The following is a 22,021-nucleotide window of genomic DNA, read 5'->3' as shown; positions in this document are numbered from 1 at the left end:
TGTTTTCTCTAATGTTCAACCGATCACTGTGGCGAGGGAGCTTGCTCCCGCTCGGCTGCGAAGCAGTCGTAGAACTGTGTATGCGGTGGGCCTGTCGGACCGGGCCGGCTGATCGAGGAACTGCTTCGCAGTCCAGCGGGAGCAAGCTCCCTCGCCACAAAAGCCTTGTATGACCATCAAGCCCGTGCAGCCCGCCACGCTTCGATCAACTCGACAAACCGGCCCTGCACCTGTCGTATCAATGCTTCGTCGTCGATTTCCCCGGCCAGCCAGGCTCGGCTCGGTTCCTGAAAAATCGTCCGCCCCACGGCAAAGCCCCGGCAGGTGGTGCTCTGGCTGGCCTGGCGGAAACCTTCAGCCAAGGCCTCGGCCGGGGCGTTGAGGCCGAGCAGGACCACGCCGCGGCAGTATGGGTCGCGCTGCTGGATCAACTCATCGAGCTGCTTCCATTCGTCCGCGCTCTGGGCTTCGATTTTCCACCACGCCGGGTAGATGCCCAGGTTATAGAGGCGCTTGAGGGCACGATACAGAACGTCCGGATGCGGCGATGGATGATCCTTGGGCGGGATGACTTCCAGCAGCAACTCATGGCCGCTGACCTGGGAGGCCTTGTACAGGCCCATCAACTGCGCTTCCTGTTCGAGGCGCAGCAGCGGTTCGTCGTCGGGGTGAAATTGCACCAGGCACTTGATGATCTGTTCCTGCGGCCAGGCGATCAGGTTGCTGCCGATGGAGCGCCCGTGTTCGAACGCCAGCGGCCGCGAGTTCTGCACTTCCACCGGCCGCGCCACCCACCAGCCGCGCCCGGTCGCGGCGTTGAGCGAGTCCTGGCCGAAACGCTGATCGGCCAACAGACCGACATCGGCTTCGACGCCCTCGCGCTGCAAGTCCGCTTCGACTCGCTCCACTGCCTTGATGAACAACTGCTTGAGTTCGCCGATGCTGCCCAAGTCGCGTCCACTTTTTTGCGCCAGCTCCACCAGTTGCCAGCGGTGGTCGAAGGCAAAGACGAACAGCTGCTTCCAGGCCTTGCGTGGCACGCTGACCTGATGCAAGCGTTGCAGGACTGCGTCCTGGTCAGGCCGGGTGATCGGCACCGGGCTTTGGAACAGATAATCGAGTTCCGCCCGGGTCGGCATCGCCGGGGCGCAGGCATGGCGCGACACCACCAGGCCGCCGCAGGCATTGGCCAACTGGCAGCAACGCTCATCGCTGGCGTCCTCCAGCCAACCGGCGAGGAACCCGGACATGAAGGCATCACCGGCCCCCAGCACGTTCAGCACTTCGACCCGCACCCCCGGGTACAGCGCAGCGTCCTCGAGCCGGGCCGGAATCGCGCCATGGATCACGGTGCACCCCTGCGGCCCAAGCTTGACCACCAGGGTTGCCGCCGTCAGCGAGCGCACCGTGCGCAGCGCGGTCAGCAGGTCTTCGCTGCCACCGGCGATCAGGAATTCTTCTTCGGTACCGACGATCAGGTCGAAACGCGGCAGGATGCCTTGCACGTGCTGGCTGACTTTCTGGTCGGCGACGAACCGGGTCTCACCGTCGGCCTTGCCCGTCAGGCCCCAGAGCACCGGGCGATAATCGATGTCGAGAACGCGCTGGACCTGATGTTTGTGCGCATAGTCCAGGGCCTGGATGCTGGCCTGGTAGACGCCGTCGGTGGAGAAATGGGTGCCGGTGATCAGCAAGGCCTTGCTGGAGGCAATGAAGCTTTCGTCGATGTCATCGGCGCGCAGCGCCATGTCGGCGCAGTTTTCCCGGTAGAACACCAGCGGGAAGGTTTCGCGGTCCTTGATCCCCAGCAGGACCATGGCCGTCAGCCGTTCAGGATCGGCCTTGATCGCGCTGACATTGCAGCCTTCGCGGGCCAGGGACTCCACCAGAAAGCGTCCCATGTGATCGTCGCCTACCCGGCTGAGCATGGCCGACCTGAGCCCCAGGCGCGCCGTGCCGAAGGCGATGTTGGCGGACGAGCCGCCCAGGTACTTGGCGAAGCTGGTCACGTCTTCCAGGCGCGCTCCGACCTGCTGCGCATAAAGGTCGACACCCAGGCGTCCCAGGCAGATCACATCCAATTGACGCCCACTGGCAAAACGAGTCTGGCCCATGCTGGCTCCTGTTATTTTTATCAGCCTGCGCTGGGTGCCGGAACCGGGTGCCGGAACCGACGCCAACGCTTTTGGTGGATGCAGACTAAAACGAGCGGCGGACAATAATCAATATTTATTCTATAAATTTTTTACGTGGAATATTTTTTCCAATACGCTATGACTGAGGGGAACCCGACGCAGTGCATCGTTTCAGCCGATGGCGCAACGTGGTTCGCCCATGATTTTCCCTGCGGCTACGCTGTAGACTGCGATCAGCCAACCTATTGTCGAAGGCCGGCCTGTTTGGGCCGACCTATAAGAACAAGCCAGAAGGATTTCCTATGACCCGCCCCGATGATCTGCCGGCGCTGTCCGAGAGTGCGTCCGAACCCGCCCTCCCCAGTCCCGCGATCAATGCCGAGCGCCTGTTGCAATTGATCACCGAGGAATACGAAAGCCTGCCGCGCCAGCTCAAGCGCATCGCCAGCTACATGAGCCAGCAGAGCGACCGGATCATGGTCGACCGCATCAGCGACATCGCCCGGGAATGCGAAGTGCACCCGTCGGCGATCGTCAGGTTCTCCCAGCGCTTCGGCTTCAGCGGGTTCAGTGAAATGCAGGCATTGTTCCGCGAGGCCTACACCCACAAGACCACGCCGGTGCAGAATTACCAACAACGCATACGCAGCATGATCGCCAACAAGTCGCAGAAAGCCAGCGGCGGCGACCTGGCCCGCGAATGCGTCAACGCCACGCTGTCGGGCATCGAGCGCCTGGGGCTGGAACTGGACGACCAGACGTTCGAAAAAGCCGTGGACCTGGTGGTCAACGCCGACAATATCTATGTGGTCGGCGTGCGCCGCTCGTTCGCGGTTGCCGATTACCTGGTCTACAACCTGCAACACACCAACAAACGCATTCACCTGGTATCCGGCCTGGGCGGCAGCTATCGCGAGCAGATGCGCAGCGTGCGGGCCAACGACCTGGTCATTGCCATCAGCTTCACGCCTTATGGCAAGGAAACCCAGCACTGCCTGCGCATCGCCCAGCACCATCAGGCCAAGACGCTGATCATCACCGACAGCAACCTGTCGCCCCTGGCCAAACGGGCCAACGCGGTGCTGCTGGTGAATGAAGGCAGTTCGTTCGCCTTCCGTTCGTTGAGCGCCACGCTGTGCCTGTGCCAGGCGTTGTTCATCGCCGTGGCCTACCGACTCGAACTCAAGGTTGATGAAATCCATGAACAGGTGGGCTTTGAGGATTGATCCTCCTGCCCGCCGCAGACCGCTGAAGGAGAAGCAATGAAGCTGATCGGCATGCTGGACTCGCCCTACGTACGACGCGTCGCCATTTCCGCCAAGTGCCTGGGCATCCCCCTGGAGCACGACTCGGTCTCGGTGTTCAGGCATTTCGATAAATTCCAGCGTATCAACCCGGTGGTCAAGGCGCCGACCCTGGTGCTCGATGACGCTACCGTGCTGATGGACTCCACGCTGATCATCGACTACCTCGAAACCTTGGCCGCACCGGGCAAGAGCCTGATGCCGGGTGATCCCGGGCAACGGGTATACGCATTGCGCCTGCTCGGACTGGCGTTGGCGGCCTGCGAAAAATCGGTGCAGATCTATTACGAGCGCAACCTGCGGCCGACGGAAATCCAGCACGCGCCCTGGGTTGAACGCGTGGAAGGTCAGTTGGCGGCGGCCTATGGGATGCTGGAACAGGCATTGGCGCAACGGCCATTGAGCACCGATGGCTCGATCGACCAGGCCGGCCTCACCCTCGCAGTCGCCTGGAGCTTCACTAATCTGGTGGTGCCGGATCAAGTGCAGGGCAAGGCTTTTCCGTTGATCAGTGCATTTACCACCTATGCCGAAGGGCTGGAAGCGTTTGTCAGCACGCCGATGGAATAACGGTTGGGTGCATTACCTGTGGGAGCGGGCTTGCTCGCGAAAGCGCCTGGACATCCGACATCGCCGCAAGCAGACCCACCGCCATCGCGAGCAAGCCCGCTCCCACAGGGAGATTGGCTCAGGCCAGTTCCATTGCCTTCGGTTCCTTGACCGGCGCCACTTCGAAGCGATCCGCCAGGAACGGTGTGATGTCCAGGGGCAGCGGTTCGTTGTTCACCAGTTTGTCCAGCAGCACCCCGGTGATGGCCGAGGTGAGGATGCCGGTGCGGAAATGGCCGCAGGCGTTGAGGTAGCCTTGCACCCCGCGCATCGGGCCGAGGATCGGCAGTTCATCGGGCGAGCCCGGGCGCAAGCCGGCCCAGGTCCGTTTCAGGTTGATGTCGGCCAGTTGCGGGATACACCGCACCGCACCTTGCACCAGACCCTCGATCTCCGGATAGGTGGTGGTCACGTCGAAGCCTTTGTCTTCGGTGGTGCTACCGATCAGGATCTCGCCGTTGTCCTTCTGCGCCACGTAGCAGTCGCTGGTGGTCAGGCACCCGGTGAGGATCTTCGGCATGCGCTCGGTCAGCAGGATCTGCCCCTTGACCGGCTTGACCGGAATCCGCACGCCGGTGGCCTGTTCGCTGAGGTCCGCCGCCCAGGCACCGGCCGCGTTGATCAGCGTCCGACAGTTGAAGGTCCCCGCCTCGGCGGTTTTCACTCCGGTGACCCGCGCGCCGCTGCGCAGCACCTCAATCACATTGGTGTTGAAGAACAGATCGACACCGTTCTGCCGGGCACCCTCCGTGTACGCATCGGCCAGGCGAAACGGGCTGACCTGATGGTCGCAGAGAAACTCCAGTGCCCCCAGGGCTTCACGGCTGACACTCGGCTCCGCCTCGCGCAAGGCCGCTTGGTCGAGCCAGCGCACCTGGTCCGCCAGATGGGGGATGCAGGCGACGATGTGCTCGGCGTACGAGCGGTCCTCGTCGTCGTAGATCACAAACTTGAGCCCGGTCTCCTCGAACTTGAAGTCCATGCCATGGTTGTCCATCAGCTCGCGGTGCAATTGCGGATACAGCGCATTGGACTGCAAGGCGAACTCGAAGAACGGCTGGGGCAGGATGTGCGGCGTGCTGGCGTCTACCGCCACGGCGGCACCCTGGGCCTGGCGCTTGCGGTTGGCCGACATCATCCGGAAGAAGATCACCCCGCAGCCCAGGCCCACCGACTCGCCGATGGCCCACAGCCCGCCCGCCGAAGCACGGGTCGCGTTGCCCGGGCGCTTGGCGTCGATCAGCGCGACCTTCAAGTGTTTGCGCTTGGACAGCTGATACGCACAGGAGGCGCCAATCACGCCGCCCCCGGCGATCACCACGTCGTACTCTTTAAGGTGCTCAGTCATGCTCGAAGGCCTCTGTGCCGGCGTCCTGGAATGCCGAAAAAGGAATCGGGTCGATGGGGAACCGCGGTCGCAGCCAGCCGACATCGGCACGTCCGGTGGCTTCGCGCAGGCGGTCGGTGCAGTAGCCGACACACATCCGTCCCTGGCAATCGCCCATGCTCACGCGGGTGCGCATCTTCAGGCTGGCCATGTCCTGCACGCCCTGCTCCAGGGCCCGGTCGATGTCTGCGCGGGTGGCATGTTCGCAGCGGCAGATCACCGTGTCGGCGCGCGGCAACGCGGTCTGCCCGGCACCCCGTTCGGTGTAGCGGTCCACGGCGGCGCGAAAGCGCAGGATGCGCTCAAGCTGCGCCTGGCATCGCTCGCGTTGCTCGAGGGCGGTGGCCGGGTCCAGCACGTTGCGTTGCAGCAGAATCGACAGCGCCGCGATGCGTCCGCTCAGCATGGCCGCTTCACCGCCGCGAATCCCGCCCATGTCGCCGGCCAGGTGAATGTGCGCCTCGCTGCTCTGTTGCCAGGTGTCGGACACGGCTCGCAGATAGCCGTCAGCGCTGAAGCCGTGCGCAAGGCCCATCTGTTGGCTCAATTGGGTGCGCGGGATAAACCCGTAGCCAACGGCCAGTGTCTGGGCCGGGACTTGTTCGGCGCGTTGCAGGTCGGGCTCCCAGCTATCGGAGTACGGCGCGACGGTGACGACGTTCAACTCACCCTCGCCGTCGGCCCGCACCACGCCCCAGCCATAGCGCACGGGGATCCGTTTGAGCTTGAGATAGGCCAGCATGCTCAGGCCGTCGAGCAACAGCTGCGGTTTGTTCAGCAAGGCCAGGCTCTGCCTGGCAAGCTTGCCGAATGCGCAAGCCTCATAGACGCCCGCCACCGCCACACCCGCTGCGTGCAGCTGGCAGGCCACCAGCGGCAACAGCGGGCCGGTGCCGGCGATCACCACCGGGGCGGGCGGCTTGACCACCCCGCTCTTGATCTGCAACTGCAGACCGCCCAGCAGCATCACCCCCGGCAGCGTCCAGCCAGGAAACGGTACGCTGCGCTCATGGCAGCCGGCAGCCAGGACCAGGTGGGAATAGGCAACCTCGCGCAAGCGTTCATCAGCGTCCAGAAGCATCAGCGCCCGGAACCCTTCGGCACCGACGACCCGGTGGCCCAGGCGCACGTCGATCAACCCGGCGTGGCGCTGGAACTGCCCGTGGAGTTGCTCCAGCGCTTCACTGTAGCGCGGCCCCAGGTAATCCAGGCTTACGCCATCACGCAGCGGCCCGCGATAGACGACGCCGCCCAGGCGCGGCGCCTCTTCGAGCAAGGTGCAGCGAACCCCGTGCGAGGCCAGTTCAATGGCCGCGGCCATGCCGGCCGGCCCGCCGCCGACAATGACAGGATCGAGGCTCATGACGGCTCCGTTTCGCTGATGCGGGTTTCGGTCACACGATTGACCCGGGTTTCGATCTGCATACCGGGGCGTACCAGGGTCTGGCAGGCGCGGCGCTTGTGGCGGCCGTCGATCTTGACCAGGCAGCACTGGCAGACGCCCATGCCGCAGTAGGCGCCGCTGATCTGATCATGGTCGTTGCGGGCCACCTGGCGTTGCCCCAACGACTGGATGACCGTCAGCACGGTTTCACCCTCGGCGGCGTTGACGGCCTGCCCGTCCAGGCGCACCGTCATGTCGGCGCGTGCCAACGGTTGGATGTCGAATTTTCGGCGTAGAAGTTCTTGAGGTTGGGTCATGCTGCTCTTCCTTGAAGGATCAGTGAGGTCTCGGCTCCTTGCACACACCATCACCGGTTGGGTTGATGCCCATGGCGACATGCGCGCCAAAGCGGGGCAACAGATGCAACAGGATAGTGCGCACTCAATTTATGTTAGGGATAATTTGTGACCAAGTGTTGATCCAGGCCAGCGAATCCGTTCACCGACTCATGAACTTTTTTTCAGAAAGCCGACAGCTATTCTTTGGCAGAATGTTGCGCAATAGCACCGATTTCCCAACACGGTACCGCCCATGAACCGCATCCTGACCATCGAAGACGACGCCGTGACCGCCCGTGAAATCGTCGCCGAGCTGACCCGCAACGGCCTGAACGTCGACTGGGTAGATAATGGCCGCGAAGGCCTGGAGCGAGCGGTGAGCGGTGACTACGACCTGATCACCCTGGACCGCATGCTGCCCGAGCTCGACGGCCTGGTGATCGTCACTACGCTGCGCACCATGGGCGTGGCCACGCCGATCCTGATGATCAGCGCCCTCTCCGACGTGGATGAGCGGGTCCGTGGCCTGCGGGCCGGCGGCGACGACTACCTGACCAAGCCGTTTGCCACCGATGAAATGGCCGCCAGGGTCGAAGTGCTGCTGCGGCGCAACAACGGCGCACGCGAGCCGGAAACCCTATTGCGGGTGGCTGACCTTGAGCTGAACCTGATCAGCCGCGAGGCCAGCCGCAACGGGCAGTTGCTGAGCCTGTTGCCCACCGAATACAAGCTGCTCGAGTTTCTGATGCGCAACAGCGGGCAGATCCTCTCGCGGATGATGATTTTCGAGGAAGTCTGGGGCTATCACTTCGACCCGGGCACCAACCTGATCGACGTCCACATCGGCCGCCTGCGCAAGAAAATCGACCCGCCGGGCCTGGAACCGCTGATTCGTACGGTACGGGGTTCCGGCTATGTCATTGCTGAACCCCGCTAAGGGCTGGCGCTCCTCCAGCAGCCGCCTGCTGGCGCTATACAGCTCGCTGTTCGTGATCTGGTGCGCGATCCTGATGGGGGTCATGTATTACGAAGTGTTCGGCTACCTCGACAGCCTGGCCAAGCATTCGTTGATGCAGCGCCAGCATCTGTTCGCAAGGATCCATGGCGATCAGCTCGAAGACGCGCTCATGGCCAGCCTCACCCTGGACGAGCGTGGCGTCGATGCCTATGGCCTGTTCGATCCGCAACTGCGGCACCTGAGTGGGCCGATCCAGCGTATTCCCGAAGACCTGCCGCTCGATGGCCGGATCCACATGCTCGGCGGTTGTGTCGATTCCGATGACCCCAGCGTGCCCTCCGACAGTTGCGATGCGGTGGCAACCCGGACCCAGGATGGACGCTGGCTGATCCTGGCGCGGGACAACGGCTCGCTGTTCGCCGTCACGCGCATCATCCTCCACGCGTTGTTCTGGGGCGTGTCGTTGACCATCCTGCCAGGTATTGCCGGCTGGCATCTGTTGCGCCGCCGGCCATTGCAACGTATCCGCAAGCTGCAAGCCAGCGCCGAGGCCATCGTCGCCGGCGACCTGACCCATCGCCTGCCACTGTCGAGCCGCCGCGATGAGCTGGACATGCTGGCGGCCATCGTCAATGCCATGCTCGATCGCATCGAACGCCTGATGAACGAGGTCAAGGGTGTGTGCGACAACATCGCCCATGACCTGCGCACGCCGCTGACCCGTCTGCGCGCCCAGTTGTACCGCATCCAGCAGGAAGCGGCCGACGGCTCGCCCGAGGCGTTGCAGATGGATCAGGTGATTGCCGAGACCGATACCCTGATGGCGCGGTTTCGCGGTCTGTTGCGGATTTCCGAACTGGAAGACCAGCAGCGGCGCTCGGGCTTCGTGCGCCTGGACCCGCTGCAGCTGTTGCAGGAACTGCACGACTTCTACCTGCCGCTGGCCGAGGAGGATGGCCTGACCTTCATCCTGGAAGTGCCCGACACCCTGCCCTTGCTCAACGGCGACCGGGCGTTGTTGTTCGAGGCCGTATCGAACCTGCTGAGCAACTCCATCAAGTTCACCCCGCCTGGCGGCACCGTGGTCCTGCGTGGGGTGGATCAGGGCGACAGCACGCGCATCGAAGTGCTCGACTCCGGACCGGGGATTCCCGAGGTCGAACGCAAGGCTGTGTTCCGACGTTTCTACCGCGCCGAAGGCAGCAGCCAGCACGGCGGATTCGGCCTGGGACTGTCGATTGTCGCGGCGATCGTCAACCTGCATGGGTTTACGTTGGAGGTGGGCAGTAGCGAGTACGGTGGGGCGCGGTTGGTGCTCGATTGCCGGGCAACGCTGTTGTAGCCAGGCGCGCTCATGAGCCCAGCGCCTATCATCTGCAAACCGTGGCGAGGGAGCTTGCTCCCGCCGGGCTGCGCAGCAGACCCAGACAAATCAGGGCCGCTGCGCGCCCCAGCGGGAGCAAGCTCCCTCGCCACAGGTAGGTGGAGTCAGGCGGAGTCGTCTCGATGCAACGGCGTGTTCTGCAGCTCATAGCGCAGCTCGTCGATCAGCTTCGCCAGGCTCTCTTCCGAGCGCACGCTGTCCATACTCATGCCGCTCACTACCAGGTCCACCTCCCCGCTGTCGCGGTGATAGAGACGTACGGTGAGGGTGCCGTCGCCATTGAGACTGCATTCGCAGGCCAGTGGAGTAAAGCTCTGTTCGAGGCGCGCGCGCAACGGGGCCAACTGGGGCATACGCCGCACCTCAGGGCTGGGGTCGTAAACGGACGACGGGCGACTCGGGGCTCACCGGCCTTGCAGACATCCTGTCGATGCCGCATCGGATTTGTTTAGTGCACATCGTGGCGTATTCCTTGAATGTTTCGTGGGGACGCGGCAGCGCAAACAATGCCGCACACTGAAAGACTAAGGAATCGAGTGCCTGGCTAAAACCCAAATTTGCACCAGAGCACCCAGTGCATTTGCACTGGCTATCATGGTGCCTTTACCCGCCACTCCTTGGCGAACAACCCCCGCTCCCGGGCCCAGACAATCGCCTCGCTGCGGCTGTGCACGTCCAGCTTGGAATACAGGGTCGCCACGTGATTGCGCACGGTATTGGGCGCCAGCTTCAGGCGCGCGGCGATTTCCTTGTCTGCCAGGCCCTGGCAGATCAACCCCAGCACGTCGCGCTCCCGGGCTGTCAGCTCGGTGAAGGACCCCGCAGGCATCTGCGTATTGATGCTCTTCACATTCGCCAGTTTTTCAATGAGGGTCCGGCTGAACCAGGAAGCGTCCTTCATCACCTCCTCGATGGCGGCCACCAGCTCCAGTTCCGAACGCTTGCGCTCGGTGATGTTCATCAACACCAACAGGTAGCAGGGCTTGTCCTGGATCACCACGGTATCGGCCGCCACCTCACAGTCAATCTGCTCACCGCCTTTCTTGTGAACCTTGACGTCGACGCTGGACACATTGGCCGTCTTCTCCAGTCTGGCAAACAGCGCCGCGCCGGCTTCCTTGTCGAGAAAGCCAACCTCCTCCACGGTTTTACCCAACAACTCTTCACTGGCGTAGCCGGTGGTCTGGAGGAAGGCTTCGTTGATTTCCAGCAATTGCAGTTCGGCGCTGCACACCAACGTCGGCACGGGCGATAGGCGGAACGACTTGGCAAAGCGCTCCTCACTCTGGCGCAACGCTGTCTCGGCTTTACGGCGGGGTTCCATGTCCATGAAGGAAAACAGCATGCAGTCTTCGTCGTGCAGGTCCAGCGGCTGGCCCGCGACAATCACCTGCTTGCTGCCGCCCTCGGGCAAGCGCAGCTCGGCCTGCATCTGCGGGATGGTCGCCCCCTGCCCCAGCCGCTCGATCGCCAGGTCGCGCTTTTCGGCGGCTTCGAGCACATCCAGCTCATACACGGAGCGGCCGATCACCTGCTCGCGACTGTAGCCGGTCATTTCCAAAAAGCCTTGGTTGACCTTGATGTAGCGCAAGTCACTGAGGCGACAGATCACCGCCGGCGCGGGGTTGGCGCCGAAAGTCTTTTCAAAACGTTGCTCGGCGCTGGCCCATTCGGTGGCATCGCTGAGAATCAGCACAAAAAACTCCGGCTCGCCGTCACGGTCGGTCAGCACCATGCTGCGGATCCGATGTACCCAAGTACGTTCCGGATCAGCCTCGGGTGTGACTTCCACCAGCACATCGCTGAACTCATCGCCCCGTGCAACCCGGGCGATGGGGTAATTGTCTTCGGGCAGGGGGTGGTTGTTGCGGTAACGCAGGTTGAAACGCCGGGCATACGCCTTGGCATTCTTGCCCAGGTCGCCGAGGTCCTTGATGCCATGCATGGTCAAGGCAGCTTCATTGGCCCAGGCGATGGTCTGGTCGACTTCGATCAACATCACCCCGTCCGACAGCCCGGCGATGATCTGCAGCAATTGGCGGCGATTGGTATCGGTGTTCGGGACATCCTGGTTCATCGGGTCTCCGTGTGGTCAGCGTCACATGGAAATTACGACCATCCGTCGCGCTGGGGCGTTCCCTGTTGAGGCTGGAGAAGCTTGTGATCCAGGGTTGGGATAGGCGGTGCCTGGGCTCGCGATAGGGCCATCACCCGCCCCACAAAACTCCAGAGCCCCGGACTAACAGTTCTGCTAGTAGACGTCATTCGAGAAATACCCGAGCCTGACAAGATCGAGCCTCCGGGATGACCCAGCCATGTCAGCTTCGTCGATGAAGATACTGTGCCGCTACCACTATGATCCACTGGATCGCCTCACAGGCCTGACACCACTGGAGCGCCCAGGCACGCAACGGTTCTATCAGGACAGCGAGCTGACCAATGAGATCGACGGCGATGCACAGCTCACAATCTTTCGTAACGAGGCCCAGCCGTTGGCGCAACGGGTGAGTGTCGCCGATGTGGCTGAGACGACTTTGCTGGCGACGGATCAACAGCGTTCGCCGCTAGCAACCGTGATGGGCACAACCCAAAGTAAGATAGCCTATACCGCCTATGGTCACCGTACGGGGGAAAGTGGGTTGAGCAGTTTGCTTGGATTCAATGGTGAGCGTCCTGAGCCGATCACTGGGCACTATTTGTTGGGACAGGGTAATAGGGCTTTCAATCCGGTGCTGATGCGGTTCAACGGTCCGGATGAGTTGAGTCCATTTGGTGAGGGAGGGGTCAATTCGTATGCTTATTGTGGGGGGGATCCGGTTAATCGGTATGATCCGAGTGGGAATATATTCCAACCATGGGTGTCCAAACCTGTTTATTTTAGGCCATGGACAAACTCACCGGGGACACTAAGAACGTTGGCCTCCTCGTCAAAAACCATTTCTCGCCCTTCTCGAAATTCGTCACATCCCACCTCTGTTACAGCCACTTCCGCTACTGACCCAAGCAATCGCGCGCCAATAGCTCCTTCCGGCGAAACACGTTGGAAGATCAAACTACCTCCAGAGGGAAAGGCTAGACGCAAACAATCAAAGATTGTAGAAAGAACCGAAAAACAGCAGCAAAATTATGATGACAAGACAAACCTTGCAGAAGATGCTCGCTTATATGATATCCATATGCAACCACACAGCCCGAGCCTGGGACACGAGAAACACTGGGAAAGTTACTACTCACATAAAAATGCAGTAGAAAGCATTGACCCTAGAAACACACCTCGGAAGGACCTCGCTCTCGCAAAGAACAATACGAGCCACGCTTTAAAGCGCCTTAAGCAAGATATTGTGGAAATAACTTTCGGAGATAAGATAGAGAGACTTCGGAGACAATAGAAAAAATTCAGATCCGATTCTTTCATAGTCAAAAAAGCCAAGCGTAGCAGTTCTCCCCAACTGACTATGACTGGGGCTTAATAGCGACAAGAAATCAGTGTTCTTACCCCAACGCCCCCTGCTACGCACTACGATGACTAACAGTTCTGCTAGTAGACACGACCCAAGAAATGCCCGAACCTGACATCGACCAGTTCCCAAGCAGAACCAAGCGAAAGGCAGCTTCATCAATGTACATACTGTGCCGCTATCACTATGACCCACTGGATCGCCTCGTCGGCCTGACACCCTTGGGACTCTCAGGCACACAGCGTTTCTATCAAAATAAAGACCTGGTCAATGAGATCGACGGCGAAACACAGCGCACGATTGTTCGAAACGAATCCCAGCCGCTGGCGCAACGAGTCAGCGTGGCCGGTGTTAGCGAGACGACATTGCTGGCAACGGATCAACAACGTTCGCCGCTAACGGCCTTGATGGGTACAACCCAACGGCAAATGGCCTATACCGCCTATGGTCACCGTACAGGAGAAAGTGGCTTGAGCAGTTTGCTCGGGTTCAATGGCGAGCGCCCTGAGCCGACCACCGGGCACTATTTGTTGGGACAGGGTAATCGGACTTTCAATCCGGTGTTGATGCGGTTCAATAGTCCTGATGAGTTGAGTCCTTTTGGTGATGGGGGGATCAATGCGTATGCTTATTGTGAAAATGATCCAGTCAACCGTTATGATCCCACCGGGAGTTTCTGGGTATTAAAGGGATGGAACAGCCCACCCACAGCCAATTTCCAACCGTTGGCAACCGCCTTTGGTAGTCGATTAACTTCGCCTCCCCCTCTTCTGACCGGATATAGAGACCGTACGATAAAACTGGCCATTTCATCAGTAGCTTTCCCTCCCTCCAGCAAAAAAGATCCACGAACGCTATGGACAGACCGTTATTTCGCCGAAACCACCTCTGGCCAAACGCGTGCAACTCCAACAATACGTCCAGCGACTATTATGCCTTCAGCTCCGACTATTTCATCTGCCAACGTAGTCAGTGCAACTCCTGCGCCATCTCCTGAAGTGGCAACCCCACCAAAAATAGTGCAAGCTAGAAAACTCCTAAAAAGACTTCATGATAACAACGCGCCCCCACGACAGGCAGCTGCCACACTTAAGAATCTAAATAAGGTTCGCTGGGGAAGCAACTTTAACGTCGGCCAAATGGTTAAGAATGTACGGACAGGGACAAGTTAGCACAGCGCTAATGTAGTCTTATTTCACATCATTCTAAAAAACGTTCCCCCTTCTACTGTGGGAGCGAGCCTGCTCGCGATAGCGGTGCTTCAGGTTACATCAATGGTGGATGTAGCGCCGCCATCGCGAGCAAGCTCGGCTCCCACAGGTTTTGTGGTTTGCCCAGGATTTAAGGAATGTCACAAGTCCCTTGTGGCGAGGGAGCTTGCTCCCGCTCGGCTGCGCAGCAGCCGCAAGCCCGGCTGGCGCGGTGTGTCTGGAAAACCGCGCCGGCTGATTTTGGGGCTGCCGTGCAGCCCAGCGGGAGCAAGCTCCCTCGCCACGGGGCTAGGTCGGCTGACGGGCTTCGATGTTGTCCAGTGCGCGGTTGGCCAGCAGGCTGCCCAGTTCGATCAGCTGTTGGATGCCCAGGAGGAAATGCCGGCGTGAACCGTCCAGGTCGAAGGCTAGGTCATCGACCATGGCATTGGCCGAGGCCAGGGTTTCGCTGAGGTTGGCGAGTAGGCTTTCGGTGTCGATATCTTTGTTGACGATGAAGAGCTGGCCGGGCACAGGACCCTTTTCAGATTTGTCCGGTTTGGGATTCAGGTAATGGTCGAGGACGCGGTCGGTGACTTCGTCGTGTTTTGGGGACCTGGTTTTCGGGCGCGGTGAGGTCGGATCGGTGTCCGGGGGGTTTGGGGTTGCTTTGAACATAGATGAAACTCCAGATTAGAAAATTGGAGCCATCTCTCTCGCTACCAAACGAAGGGAGGTGGCCATACGAAGGTTGGTAGACCGGTTACCTGGCAACCCGGCGCGTCCAGGGACGCCCTGCGCATGACCACCATAAAACAGAGGACGAAAAGCTCCCCCTGTATCAGGCTGCACCTGCGCCAGAAAAACCGGGCTACCAAACCCGATCGCTGATTTCTCAGCGACCCGGAAACGATAAAACCTGCCCCCCAGGCGCACAAGCCGGCGGATTCTGGCGTAGTTGTAGGCAATGGCGCAAGACAACGTAGCCCGTTACAGAACTCTCCTACGTCCGGATAAACACCCCTTCATTTGTGAGTGCTTGGCTATCGTTTCCACGCTCTGCGTGGGAATGCCGCTAGGGACGCTCCGCGTTCCGCTTCTGGAAGTGACGCGGAGCGTCACGGGATGCATTCCCACGCGGAGCGTGGGAACGATCGATTCTGTATCAGGGCGATGTCCGCCTCGAATCTGGACTATTCGACTAATGTCGTAGGCCGGTCATCGCATAACTTGAGCTCCCTGCCATTGCTCTCCAGCCCACGGCCCCCGCCAGCAGCGGTGCCTTCGCACGCCAGCTCGGCGGGCTACAACCACTGAATGGCCTGGAATCAGAAGAATCACAGGTTGGATTTTTCCAATAATGGCCAGTTGACAATAAGGAACGGCTTCCAAATAATCCATGGAATGTTGTACGACGACGTATAACAAAAATAAAAACAACAAAAGTAGGGAGCGTCATAGTGAGCACTCGTGTCCGTTTTTCGCCCGACCACCGTCCAAACCGCCGTACCCTCCTCGATTCCAAGCCTGCGCTGGTACTGCTCGGTTGCAGCAGCCTGGCGATGTTCCTGCCCTTGACTGCACACGCCGAAGGCTTCGTCGATGACGCCAAGGCCACGCTGACCCTGCGCAACGCCTATTTCAACCGCAACTTCACCAACCCGAACAACGCCCAGGGCAAGGCCGAGGAATGGACCCAGAACTTCATCCTCGACGCCAAGTCCGGCTTCACCCAGGGCACGGTCGGTTTCGGCGTGGATGTGCTGGGCCTGTATTCGGTCAAGCTCGATGGCGGTCGCGGCACGGCGGGCACGCAATTGCTGCCGGTGCACGATGACGGGCGCCCGGCCGATGACTTCGGGCGTCTGGGCGTGGCGCTCAAGGCCAAGGTATCGAAGACCGAATTGAAGGTCGGCGAATGGATGCCGGTACTGCCGATCCTGCGTTCCGATGACGGTCGCTCCCTGCCGCAAACCTTCCGCGGCGGCCAGGTCACGTCCACCGAGATCAACGGCCTGAGCCTTTATGGCGGCCAGTTCCGTGGCAACAGCCCGCGCAACGACGCGAGCATGGAAGACATGTCGATGAACGGCCGCGGTGCCTTCACTTCCAACCGTTTCAATTTCGGCGGCGGCGAATATGCCTTCAATGACAAGCGCACCCAGGTCGGCGTGTGGTACGCGGAACTGTCCGACATCTACCAGCAGCAGTATTTCAACCTGACCCACAGCCAGCCCTTCGGCGACTGGACCCTGGGCGCCAACCTCGGCTACTTCATCGGCAAGGAAGACGGCAGCGCCCTGGCCGGCGACCTGGACAACAAAACCGCGTTCGCCATGCTCTCGGCCAAGTACGGCGGCAACACCTTCTATGTCGGCTTGCAAAAAGTCGGCGGCGACGATGCCTGGATGCGCGTCAACGGCACCAGCGGCGGCACCCTGGCGAATGACAGCTACAACTCCAGCTACGACAACGCCAAGGAAAAATCCTGGCAACTGCGCCACGACTTCAACTTCGCCGCCGTCGGCGTGCCGGGCCTGACCTTGATGAACCGCTACATCAGCGGCGACAACGTGCACACCGCCACGGTCGACGACGGCAAGGAGTGGGGCCGCGAGACCGAGCTGGCGTACACGGTGCAGAGCGGCGCGCTGAAAAGCCTCAATGTGAAATGGCGAAATTCGACGATGCGTCGGGATTTCAGTACGAATGAGTTCGATGAGAACCGCATTTTCGTCAGCTATCCGATCAGCTTGTTGTAAAGCGGTCGGGGTGGGTCTGCTGGTTCAGGTGGTGGCCGTGCCGCCGCTATCGCGAGCAGGCTCGCTCCCACAGGGAGGGTGGTGAACACATCATCTGCACACGACACCAAACTACTGTGGGAGCGGGCTTGCTCGCGAAGGGGCCATCAAATTCGACATCAATGCTGGCTGGCCGAGCGCATTCGCGAGCAAGCCCGCTCCCACAGGGGAATTGTGGCGTAGGTGGATCAATCGCCATGACAAGGATATTCCAGCGGTCACACGGACCTCTAACAACTGATACCTCTCACTGTTTTGCTCAGGTAATTTCATGACTACGACACAGATCCGCCATCCTCTCAATCGCCTGCTGCTGACCGGTGCCGCCGGCGGCCTGGGTAAGGTCTTGCGCGAACGCCTCAAGCCCTTCGCCCGGTATATCCGTCTGTCGGACATCGCCACCATGGCCCCGGCCATCGATGAAAGCGAAGAGGTCGTGCTTTGCGACCTGTCCGATAAACAAGCCGTGCATCAACTGGTGGAAGGCGTCGATGCCATCCTGCATTTCGGCGGGGTTTCGGTGGAGCGTCCATTCGAGGAAATCCTCGGCCCGAACATCAGCGGTGTGTTCCACCTCTACGAAGCCGCCCGCAAGCACGGCGTCAAGCGGGTGATCTTCGCCAGTTCCAACCACGTTATCGGTTTCTACAAGCAGGATGAAGCCCTCGACGCCCTCTCCCCGCGTCGTCCGGATGGCTACTACGGCTTGTCCAAGTCCTATGGCGAAGACGTAGCGAGTTTCTACTTCGACCGCTACGGCATCGAGACCGTGAGCATCCGTATCGGCTCCTCGTTCGCCGAGCCGCAGAACCGCCGGATGATGAGCACCTGGCTGAGCTTCGACGACCTCACCCAACTGATCGAATGCTCGCTCTACACCCCGAACGTCGGCCACACCATTGTCTACGGCGTTTCCGCCAACCGCGACGTCTGGTGGGACAACAGCCACGCCGCGCACCTGGGTTACCAACCCAAGGACACCTCTGAGATTTTCCGCGCCAAGGTCGAAGCGCAACCGATGCCGGCCGCCGATGACCCGGCCCGGATCTACCAGGGTGGTGCCTTTGTAGCGGCCGGACCGTTCGACGACTGATTCGCCAGTTGTTGATGGAACACGAAACGAACCAAGGAAGCGCCATGCAAGCCGAATTGATTGTCGATGCACGCAACGCCGTCGGGGAGAGCCCGGTCTGGGTCCCCGAAGAAAACGCCCTGTACTGGGTGGACATTCCCAACGGCGGCCTGCAGTGCTGGAACGCCGGGACCGGCCAGCTCAAGGGCTGGGAAACCCCGGAGATGCTCGCCTGCATTGCCCGGCACCAGGACGGTGGCTGGATCGCCGGCATGGAAAGCGGTTTCTTTCGCCTGCACCCCAATGACGACGGCAGCCTGGACAGCGAATTGTGCGCCAGCGTCGAGCACAACCGCAGCGACATGCGCCTCAACGATGGCCGCTGCGACCGTCAGGGACGTTTCTGGGCCGGCAGCATGGTGCTGAACATGGGCGCCAACGCCGACGAGGGCCGCCTGTATCGCTTCGATGCCGGGCAACGCAGCCCGGTCGAGGCCCAATTGAGCGGCTTCATCGTGCCCAACGGCCTGGGCTTCAGCCCGGACGGGCGCACGATGTACCTCTCCGATTCCCACCCATTGGTGCAACAGATCTGGGCTTTCGATTACGACATCGATAGCGGCACGCCGTCCAACCGCCGGTTGTTCGTCGACATGCTGCCCTTGGCCGGGCGCCCGGACGGTGCGGCGGTCGATGCCGAGGGTTGCTACTGGATCTGCGCCAACGACGCCGGTCTCATCCACCGCTTCACCCCGGACGGCAGGCTGGACCGTTCGCTGGCGGTGCCGGTGAAGAAGCCGACGATGTGCGCCTTTGGCGGCAGCCGCCTGGACACCTTGTTCATCACCTCGATTCGCCCCGGCGACGACACCGATCCGCAATCGCTGGCCGGTGGCGTTTTCGCCCTCGACCCGGGGGTCAAAGGCCTCGCCGAACCCGCGTTTGGAGGGCTGAAAAACTCCGCGAACTGACCCGCTTTGCCGCTTCACTGGATGAGCACATAAAAAAAACAAGACTGGAGATTGACCATGAACTTCAAACGCACGCTTCTGATCGCAGCCCTGCCCCTGGCCTTCCTGGCCCAGGCCGCGCACGCCCTTGAACTCAAGATCGCCGACATCCACCCCGCTGGCTACCCCACCGTGGTCGCCGAGGAGAGCATGGGCAAGACCCTGACCAAGGAGACCAACGGCGAGCTGACCTTCAAGTACTTCCCGGGCGGTGTACTGGGTTCCGAGAAGGAAGTCATCGAGCAGATGCAGGTCGGCGCGATACAGATGTCCCGGGTCAGCCTGGGTATCGTCGGGCCGGTGGTGCCGGACGTGAACGTGTTCAACATGCCGTTCATCTTCCGCGACCACGCGCATATGCGCGCCGTCATCGATGGCGATGTGGGTGATGCCATCCTCGACCGGATCACCAATTCGGAGTTTGGCCTGGTCGCCCTGGCCTGGATGGACGGCGGCACGCGCAACATCTACACCAAGAAGCCGGTGCGTAAGCTCGAAGACCTCAAGGGCATGAAGGTCCGTGTGCAAGGCAACCCGATGTTCATCGAGATGATGAACGCCATGGGCGCCAACGGCATCGCGATGGACACCGGTGAGATCTTCAGCGCCTTGCAGACCGGCGTGATCGACGGCGCGGAAAACAACCCGCCGACGCTGCTCGAACACAACCACTACCAGAACGCCAAGTATTACAGCCTGACCGGTCACCTGATCCTGCCCGAGCCGATCGTGATGTCGAAAATCACCTGGGAAAAACTGACTCCGGATCAGCAGGCGATGGTCAGGAAAGCCGCCAAGGCAGCCCAGGCCGAAGAGCGCGTGCTGTGGGACCAGAAGTCCGCCGCCAGTGAAGAGAAACTCAAGGCCGCCGGCGTCGAGTTCATCACCGTGGACAAGAAACCCTTCTACGACGCCACCGCGCCGGTCCGGGCCAAATACGGCGCGCCGTATGCCGATCTGATCAAGCGTATCGAAGCCGTTCAGTAAGCCTCCTGCACTCATGAAAAGGCCCGGCGCGCCTGATGTTCGAGGCGTGCCCGGTTACGGTGGAACCCGATGAAGAATCTGCTGCTGCGTATCAACGATCGAATCTATATGACGTGCATCTGGGTGGCCGGCCTGTCCGTGCTGGCGATTTCCCTGATGATCCCCTGGGGCGTGTTTGCCCGCTACGTGTTGGGTTCCGGCTCGAGCTGGCCCGAGCCCACCGCGATCCTGCTGATGATGGTGTTCACCTTCATCGGTGCCGCCGCCAGCTACCGCGCCGGCGCGCACATGGCCGTGGCCATGCTCACCGACCGCATGCCGCCGCATCTGAAATCCGCGGCAGCGATTTTTTCCCAATTGCTCATGGCCCTGATCTGCATCTTCATGACGGTCTGGGGCTTCAAGCTGTGCATGTCCACCTGGAACCAGTTCATGGCTTCGCTGCCCGACCTGCGCGTCGGCGTCACCTACCTGCCGATTCCGGTCGGCGGCCTGTTGACGCTGGTTTTCGTGCTGGAAAAACTCCTGCTCGGTGACCAGAGCAAACGGCGGGTCGTGCAGTTCGACCTGGTTGAAGAAAGTGAAGGGGCCGCTTAATGGACGCTCTGATTCTGCTGGGCAGTTTTATCCTGTTGATCCTGATCGGCATGCCGGTCGCCTACGCCCTCGGCGCCGCCGCGCTGATCGGTGCGTGGTGGATCGACATCCCGTTCCAGGCGGTGATGATCCAGGTCGCCGGTGGCGTGAACAAATTCTCCCTACTGGCGATTCCGTTCTTCGTGCTGGCCGGCGCGATCATGGCCGAGGGCGGCATGTCCCGCCGGTTGGTGGCCTGTGCCGGTGTGCTCGTGGGTTTTGTGCGCGGCGGCCTGTCGCTGGTCAACATCGTGGCCTCGACCTTCTTCGGCGCAATCTCCGGTTCTTCCGTGGCGGACACCGCTTCGGTGGGTTCGGTGCTGATCCCGGAAATGGAACGCAAGGGTTATCCGCGGGACTTCTCCACCGCGGTGACCGTCAGCGGTTCGGTGCAAGCCCTGCTGACCCCGCCCAGCCACAACTCGGTGCTCTACTCATTGGCCGCCGGTGGCACGGTTTCGATTGCCTCGCTGTTCATGGCGGGCATCGTCCCTGGCCTGCTGATGAGCGCGTGCCTGATGGTGCTGTGCCTGATCTTCGCGAAAAAGCGCAACTACCCCAAGGGTGAAGTGATCCCGATGCGCGAAGCGCTGAAGATCGTCGGCGAAGCCCTGTGGGGCCTGATGGCGATGGTGATCATCCTCGGCGGTATCCTGTCGGGCATCTTCACCGCCACCGAGTCGGCGGCCATCGCGGTGCTGTGGTCGTTCTTCGTGACCATGTTCATCTACCGCGACTACAAGTGGCGGGAACTGCCGAAGCTGATGCACCGCACCGTGCGCACCATCTCCATCGTGATGATCCTGATCGGCTTCGCCGCCAGTTTCGGCTACATCATGACGCTGATGCAGATCCCGGCAAAAATCACCACGATGTTCCTGACCCTGTCGGACAACCGCTACGTGATCCTGATGTGCATCAACGTGATGTTGCTGCTGCTGGGCACCGTGATGGACATGGCGCCGCTGATCCTGATCCTGACGCCGATCCTGATGCCGGTGATCATGGGCATCGGCGTCGACCCGGTGCAGTTTGGCATGATCATGCTGGTGAACCTGGGGATCGGGCTGATAACGCCGCCGGTGGGCGCGGTGCTGTTCGTCGGCTCGGCGGTGGGCAAAGTCAGCATCGAAAGCACTGTCAAGGCGCTGCTGCCGTTCTACGCCGTGCTGTTCTTGGTGCTGATGCTGGTGACCTATGTGCCGGCACTTTCGCTGTGGTTGCCGCATTTGGTGTTGTAACCCTCAGTCATTCGCAAGCCCCTTGCATGGCTTTGTGGTTTTGTAGCTTCTGTGGCGAGGGAGCTTGCTCCCGCTGGACTGCGCAGCAGGCCCCTACGATCTTCAACCAGGGCGTCTGCTTCGCAGC

The 22,021-nt window shown here is 60.9% G+C and carries 20 protein-coding genes; 13 read left to right on the top strand and 7 right to left on the bottom strand.

The genetic code is table 11. From position 1 onward, the window contains the following. Positions 1-176: 176 nt before the first annotated feature. The gene (gene iolC / locus RGM2987_RS07225) at positions 177-2,114 is read right to left on the bottom strand and encodes a 5-dehydro-2-deoxygluconokinase (protein WP_245139418.1); all 1,938 of its coding nucleotides are present in this window, start codon (positions 2,112-2,114) and stop codon (positions 177-179) included. On the opposite strand from iolC, the gene RGM2987_RS07220 reads away from it, so the two are divergent. The 3 genes from RGM2987_RS07220 (at position 2,113) to RGM2987_RS07210 (ending at position 4,009) form a co-directional block, all read left to right on the top strand. After that, positions 2,113-2,277 carry a hypothetical protein gene (locus RGM2987_RS07220; protein ID WP_245139417.1) on the top strand — a complete coding sequence of 55 codons (165 nt, stop codon included), beginning with the start codon at positions 2,113-2,115 and terminating at the stop codon, positions 2,275-2,277. The two genes, iolC and RGM2987_RS07220, sit on opposite strands and share 2 nt — an antisense overlap. A 160-nt stretch (positions 2,278-2,437) precedes the next feature. Next, the gene (locus tag RGM2987_RS07215) at positions 2,438-3,361 is read left to right on the top strand and encodes a MurR/RpiR family transcriptional regulator (protein WP_245139416.1); all 924 of its coding nucleotides are present in this window, start codon (positions 2,438-2,440) and stop codon (positions 3,359-3,361) included. A 36-nt stretch (positions 3,362-3,397) separates the two neighbouring features. Next, positions 3,398-4,009, top strand: a complete 612-nt coding sequence (locus RGM2987_RS07210) for a glutathione S-transferase family protein (RefSeq protein ID WP_245139415.1) — start codon at positions 3,398-3,400, stop codon at positions 4,007-4,009. Between the two features lie 118 nt (positions 4,010-4,127). Here RGM2987_RS07210 and hcnC read toward each other — a convergent pair whose 3' ends face one another. Genes hcnC through hcnA form a run of 3 tightly spaced genes read right to left on the bottom strand, consistent with a single transcriptional unit; the run spans position 4,128 to position 7,136 of the window. Then, the gene (gene hcnC, locus RGM2987_RS07205) at positions 4,128-5,396 is read right to left on the bottom strand and encodes a cyanide-forming glycine dehydrogenase subunit HcnC (protein WP_245139414.1); all 1,269 of its coding nucleotides are present in this window, start codon (positions 5,394-5,396) and stop codon (positions 4,128-4,130) included. Continuing rightward, positions 5,389-6,798 carry a cyanide-forming glycine dehydrogenase subunit HcnB gene (hcnB, locus tag RGM2987_RS07200; protein ID WP_245139413.1) on the bottom strand — a complete coding sequence of 470 codons (1,410 nt, stop codon included), beginning with the start codon at positions 6,796-6,798 and terminating at the stop codon, positions 5,389-5,391. The genes hcnC and hcnB overlap by 8 nt, the downstream gene beginning before the upstream one ends. Beyond that, entirely contained in the window at positions 6,795-7,136 is a 342-nt protein-coding gene (gene hcnA / locus RGM2987_RS07195) for a cyanide-forming glycine dehydrogenase subunit HcnA (protein WP_245139412.1), read from the bottom strand. The genes hcnB and hcnA overlap by 4 nt, the downstream gene beginning before the upstream one ends. Before the next feature lie 274 nt (positions 7,137-7,410). Between hcnA and RGM2987_RS07190 the strand changes: the two genes are divergently transcribed. Together RGM2987_RS07190 and RGM2987_RS07185 are read left to right on the top strand one after the other, a co-directional pair. Further along, positions 7,411-8,094 (top strand): response regulator transcription factor, encoded by a 684-nt coding sequence (locus RGM2987_RS07190; protein ID WP_245139411.1) that lies wholly within the window; start codon positions 7,411-7,413, stop codon positions 8,092-8,094. Further along, a complete protein-coding gene (locus RGM2987_RS07185) occupies positions 8,072-9,457 on the top strand; it encodes a HAMP domain-containing sensor histidine kinase (RefSeq protein ID WP_245139410.1) in 1,386 nt (461 codons plus the stop codon). Before RGM2987_RS07190 ends, RGM2987_RS07185 begins: the two co-directional genes overlap by 23 nt. Before the next feature lie 146 nt (positions 9,458-9,603). On the opposite strand, the gene RGM2987_RS07180 is transcribed toward RGM2987_RS07185, so the two are convergent. Both RGM2987_RS07180 and RGM2987_RS07175 read right to left on the bottom strand, forming a co-directional pair. Continuing rightward, positions 9,604-9,852, bottom strand: coding sequence for a DUF1652 domain-containing protein (locus tag RGM2987_RS07180; protein ID WP_245139409.1), 249 nt, complete (start codon positions 9,850-9,852; stop codon positions 9,604-9,606). Positions 9,853-10,091: 239 nt separating this feature from the next. Further along, the gene (locus RGM2987_RS07175; protein ID WP_245139408.1) at positions 10,092-11,576 is read right to left on the bottom strand and encodes a helix-turn-helix transcriptional regulator; all 1,485 of its coding nucleotides are present in this window, start codon (positions 11,574-11,576) and stop codon (positions 10,092-10,094) included. A gap of 238 nt (positions 11,577-11,814) precedes the next feature. On the opposite strand from RGM2987_RS07175, the gene RGM2987_RS07170 reads away from it, so the two are divergent. Together RGM2987_RS07170 and RGM2987_RS07165 are read left to right on the top strand one after the other, a co-directional pair. Beyond that, positions 11,815-12,888, top strand: coding sequence for an RHS repeat-associated core domain-containing protein (locus RGM2987_RS07170; protein ID WP_245139407.1), 1,074 nt, complete (start codon positions 11,815-11,817; stop codon positions 12,886-12,888). A gap of 170 nt (positions 12,889-13,058) precedes the next feature. Then, positions 13,059-14,129 (top strand): RHS repeat-associated core domain-containing protein, encoded by a 1,071-nt coding sequence (locus tag RGM2987_RS07165; protein ID WP_245139406.1) that lies wholly within the window; start codon positions 13,059-13,061, stop codon positions 14,127-14,129. A 327-nt stretch (positions 14,130-14,456) separates the two neighbouring features. Here the strand turns inward: RGM2987_RS07165 and RGM2987_RS07160 are convergent, their stop codons facing one another. After that, positions 14,457-14,825, bottom strand: coding sequence for a DUF6124 family protein (locus RGM2987_RS07160; RefSeq protein WP_245139405.1), 369 nt, complete (start codon positions 14,823-14,825; stop codon positions 14,457-14,459). Positions 14,826-15,709: 884 nt separating this feature from the next. Between RGM2987_RS07160 and RGM2987_RS07155 the strand changes: the two genes are divergently transcribed. The 6 genes from RGM2987_RS07155 (at position 15,710) to RGM2987_RS07130 (ending at position 21,894) form a co-directional block, all read left to right on the top strand. After that, positions 15,710-16,909: an OprD family porin gene (locus RGM2987_RS07155; protein ID WP_245139425.1), complete on the top strand. Its 1,200-nt coding sequence runs from the start codon at positions 15,710-15,712 to the stop codon at positions 16,907-16,909. A 310-nt stretch (positions 16,910-17,219) separates the two neighbouring features. Then, on the top strand, positions 17,220-18,041 hold the full coding sequence (locus tag RGM2987_RS07150; RefSeq protein ID WP_245139404.1) for an NAD(P)-dependent oxidoreductase: 822 nt from the start codon (positions 17,220-17,222) through the stop codon (positions 18,039-18,041). Positions 18,042-18,085: 44 nt separating this feature from the next. After that, positions 18,086-18,991, top strand: coding sequence for an SMP-30/gluconolactonase/LRE family protein (locus tag RGM2987_RS07145; RefSeq protein ID WP_245139403.1), 906 nt, complete (start codon positions 18,086-18,088; stop codon positions 18,989-18,991). Positions 18,992-19,048: 57 nt separating this feature from the next. Then, complete coding sequence (locus tag RGM2987_RS07140; protein ID WP_245139402.1) at positions 19,049-20,017, top strand: TRAP transporter substrate-binding protein; 969 nt, start codon at positions 19,049-19,051, stop codon at positions 20,015-20,017. Positions 20,018-20,086: 69 nt separating this feature from the next. Continuing rightward, positions 20,087-20,614: a TRAP transporter small permease gene (locus RGM2987_RS07135; protein WP_245139401.1), complete on the top strand. Its 528-nt coding sequence runs from the start codon at positions 20,087-20,089 to the stop codon at positions 20,612-20,614. Beyond that, entirely contained in the window at positions 20,614-21,894 is a 1,281-nt protein-coding gene (locus RGM2987_RS07130; RefSeq protein ID WP_245139400.1) for a TRAP transporter large permease, read from the top strand. The genes RGM2987_RS07135 and RGM2987_RS07130 overlap by 1 nt, the downstream gene beginning before the upstream one ends. Positions 21,895-22,021 lie beyond the last annotated feature (127 nt).

This window comes from Pseudomonas sp. RGM2987 (assembly GCF_022952855.1).
In the GTDB taxonomy this organism is placed as follows: Bacteria; Pseudomonadota; Gammaproteobacteria; order Pseudomonadales; family Pseudomonadaceae; genus Aquipseudomonas.
The sequence above is the reverse complement of the archived record's forward strand: the minus strand, read 5'-3'. Positions and strand labels throughout refer to the sequence as shown.

What these genes read in the sequence shown, in the direction of transcription:
- RGM2987_RS07220 (WP_245139417.1), top strand. Translation starts at nt 2,113, where the DNA reads ATGCTGGCTCCTGTTATTTTTATCAGCCTGCGCTGGGTGCCGGAACCG.
- iolC (WP_245139418.1), bottom strand. Translation starts at nt 2,114, where the DNA reads ATGGGCCAGACTCGTTTTGCCAGTGGGCGTCAATTGGATGTGATCTGC.
- RGM2987_RS07215 (WP_245139416.1), top strand. Translation starts at nt 2,438, where the DNA reads ATGACCCGCCCCGATGATCTGCCGGCGCTGTCCGAGAGTGCGTCCGAA.
- RGM2987_RS07210 (WP_245139415.1), top strand. Translation starts at nt 3,398, where the DNA reads ATGAAGCTGATCGGCATGCTGGACTCGCCCTACGTACGACGCGTCGCC.
- hcnC (WP_245139414.1), bottom strand. Translation starts at nt 5,396, where the DNA reads ATGACTGAGCACCTTAAAGAGTACGACGTGGTGATCGCCGGGGGCGGC.
- hcnB (WP_245139413.1), bottom strand. Translation starts at nt 6,798, where the DNA reads ATGAGCCTCGATCCTGTCATTGTCGGCGGCGGGCCGGCCGGCATGGCC.
- hcnA (WP_245139412.1), bottom strand. Translation starts at nt 7,136, where the DNA reads ATGACCCAACCTCAAGAACTTCTACGCCGAAAATTCGACATCCAACCG.
- RGM2987_RS07190 (WP_245139411.1), top strand. Translation starts at nt 7,411, where the DNA reads ATGAACCGCATCCTGACCATCGAAGACGACGCCGTGACCGCCCGTGAA.
- RGM2987_RS07185 (WP_245139410.1), top strand. Translation starts at nt 8,072, where the DNA reads ATGTCATTGCTGAACCCCGCTAAGGGCTGGCGCTCCTCCAGCAGCCGC.
- RGM2987_RS07180 (WP_245139409.1), bottom strand. Translation starts at nt 9,852, where the DNA reads ATGCCCCAGTTGGCCCCGTTGCGCGCGCGCCTCGAACAGAGCTTTACT.
- RGM2987_RS07175 (WP_245139408.1), bottom strand. Translation starts at nt 11,576, where the DNA reads ATGAACCAGGATGTCCCGAACACCGATACCAATCGCCGCCAATTGCTG.
- RGM2987_RS07170 (WP_245139407.1), top strand. Translation starts at nt 11,815, where the DNA reads ATGTCAGCTTCGTCGATGAAGATACTGTGCCGCTACCACTATGATCCA.
- RGM2987_RS07165 (WP_245139406.1), top strand. Translation starts at nt 13,059, where the DNA reads ATGCCCGAACCTGACATCGACCAGTTCCCAAGCAGAACCAAGCGAAAG.
- RGM2987_RS07160 (WP_245139405.1), bottom strand. Translation starts at nt 14,825, where the DNA reads ATGTTCAAAGCAACCCCAAACCCCCCGGACACCGATCCGACCTCACCG.
- RGM2987_RS07155 (WP_245139425.1), top strand. Translation starts at nt 15,710, where the DNA reads ATGTTCCTGCCCTTGACTGCACACGCCGAAGGCTTCGTCGATGACGCC.
- RGM2987_RS07150 (WP_245139404.1), top strand. Translation starts at nt 17,220, where the DNA reads ATGACTACGACACAGATCCGCCATCCTCTCAATCGCCTGCTGCTGACC.
- RGM2987_RS07145 (WP_245139403.1), top strand. Translation starts at nt 18,086, where the DNA reads ATGCAAGCCGAATTGATTGTCGATGCACGCAACGCCGTCGGGGAGAGC.
- RGM2987_RS07140 (WP_245139402.1), top strand. Translation starts at nt 19,049, where the DNA reads ATGAACTTCAAACGCACGCTTCTGATCGCAGCCCTGCCCCTGGCCTTC.
- RGM2987_RS07135 (WP_245139401.1), top strand. Translation starts at nt 20,087, where the DNA reads ATGAAGAATCTGCTGCTGCGTATCAACGATCGAATCTATATGACGTGC.
- RGM2987_RS07130 (WP_245139400.1), top strand. Translation starts at nt 20,614, where the DNA reads ATGGACGCTCTGATTCTGCTGGGCAGTTTTATCCTGTTGATCCTGATC.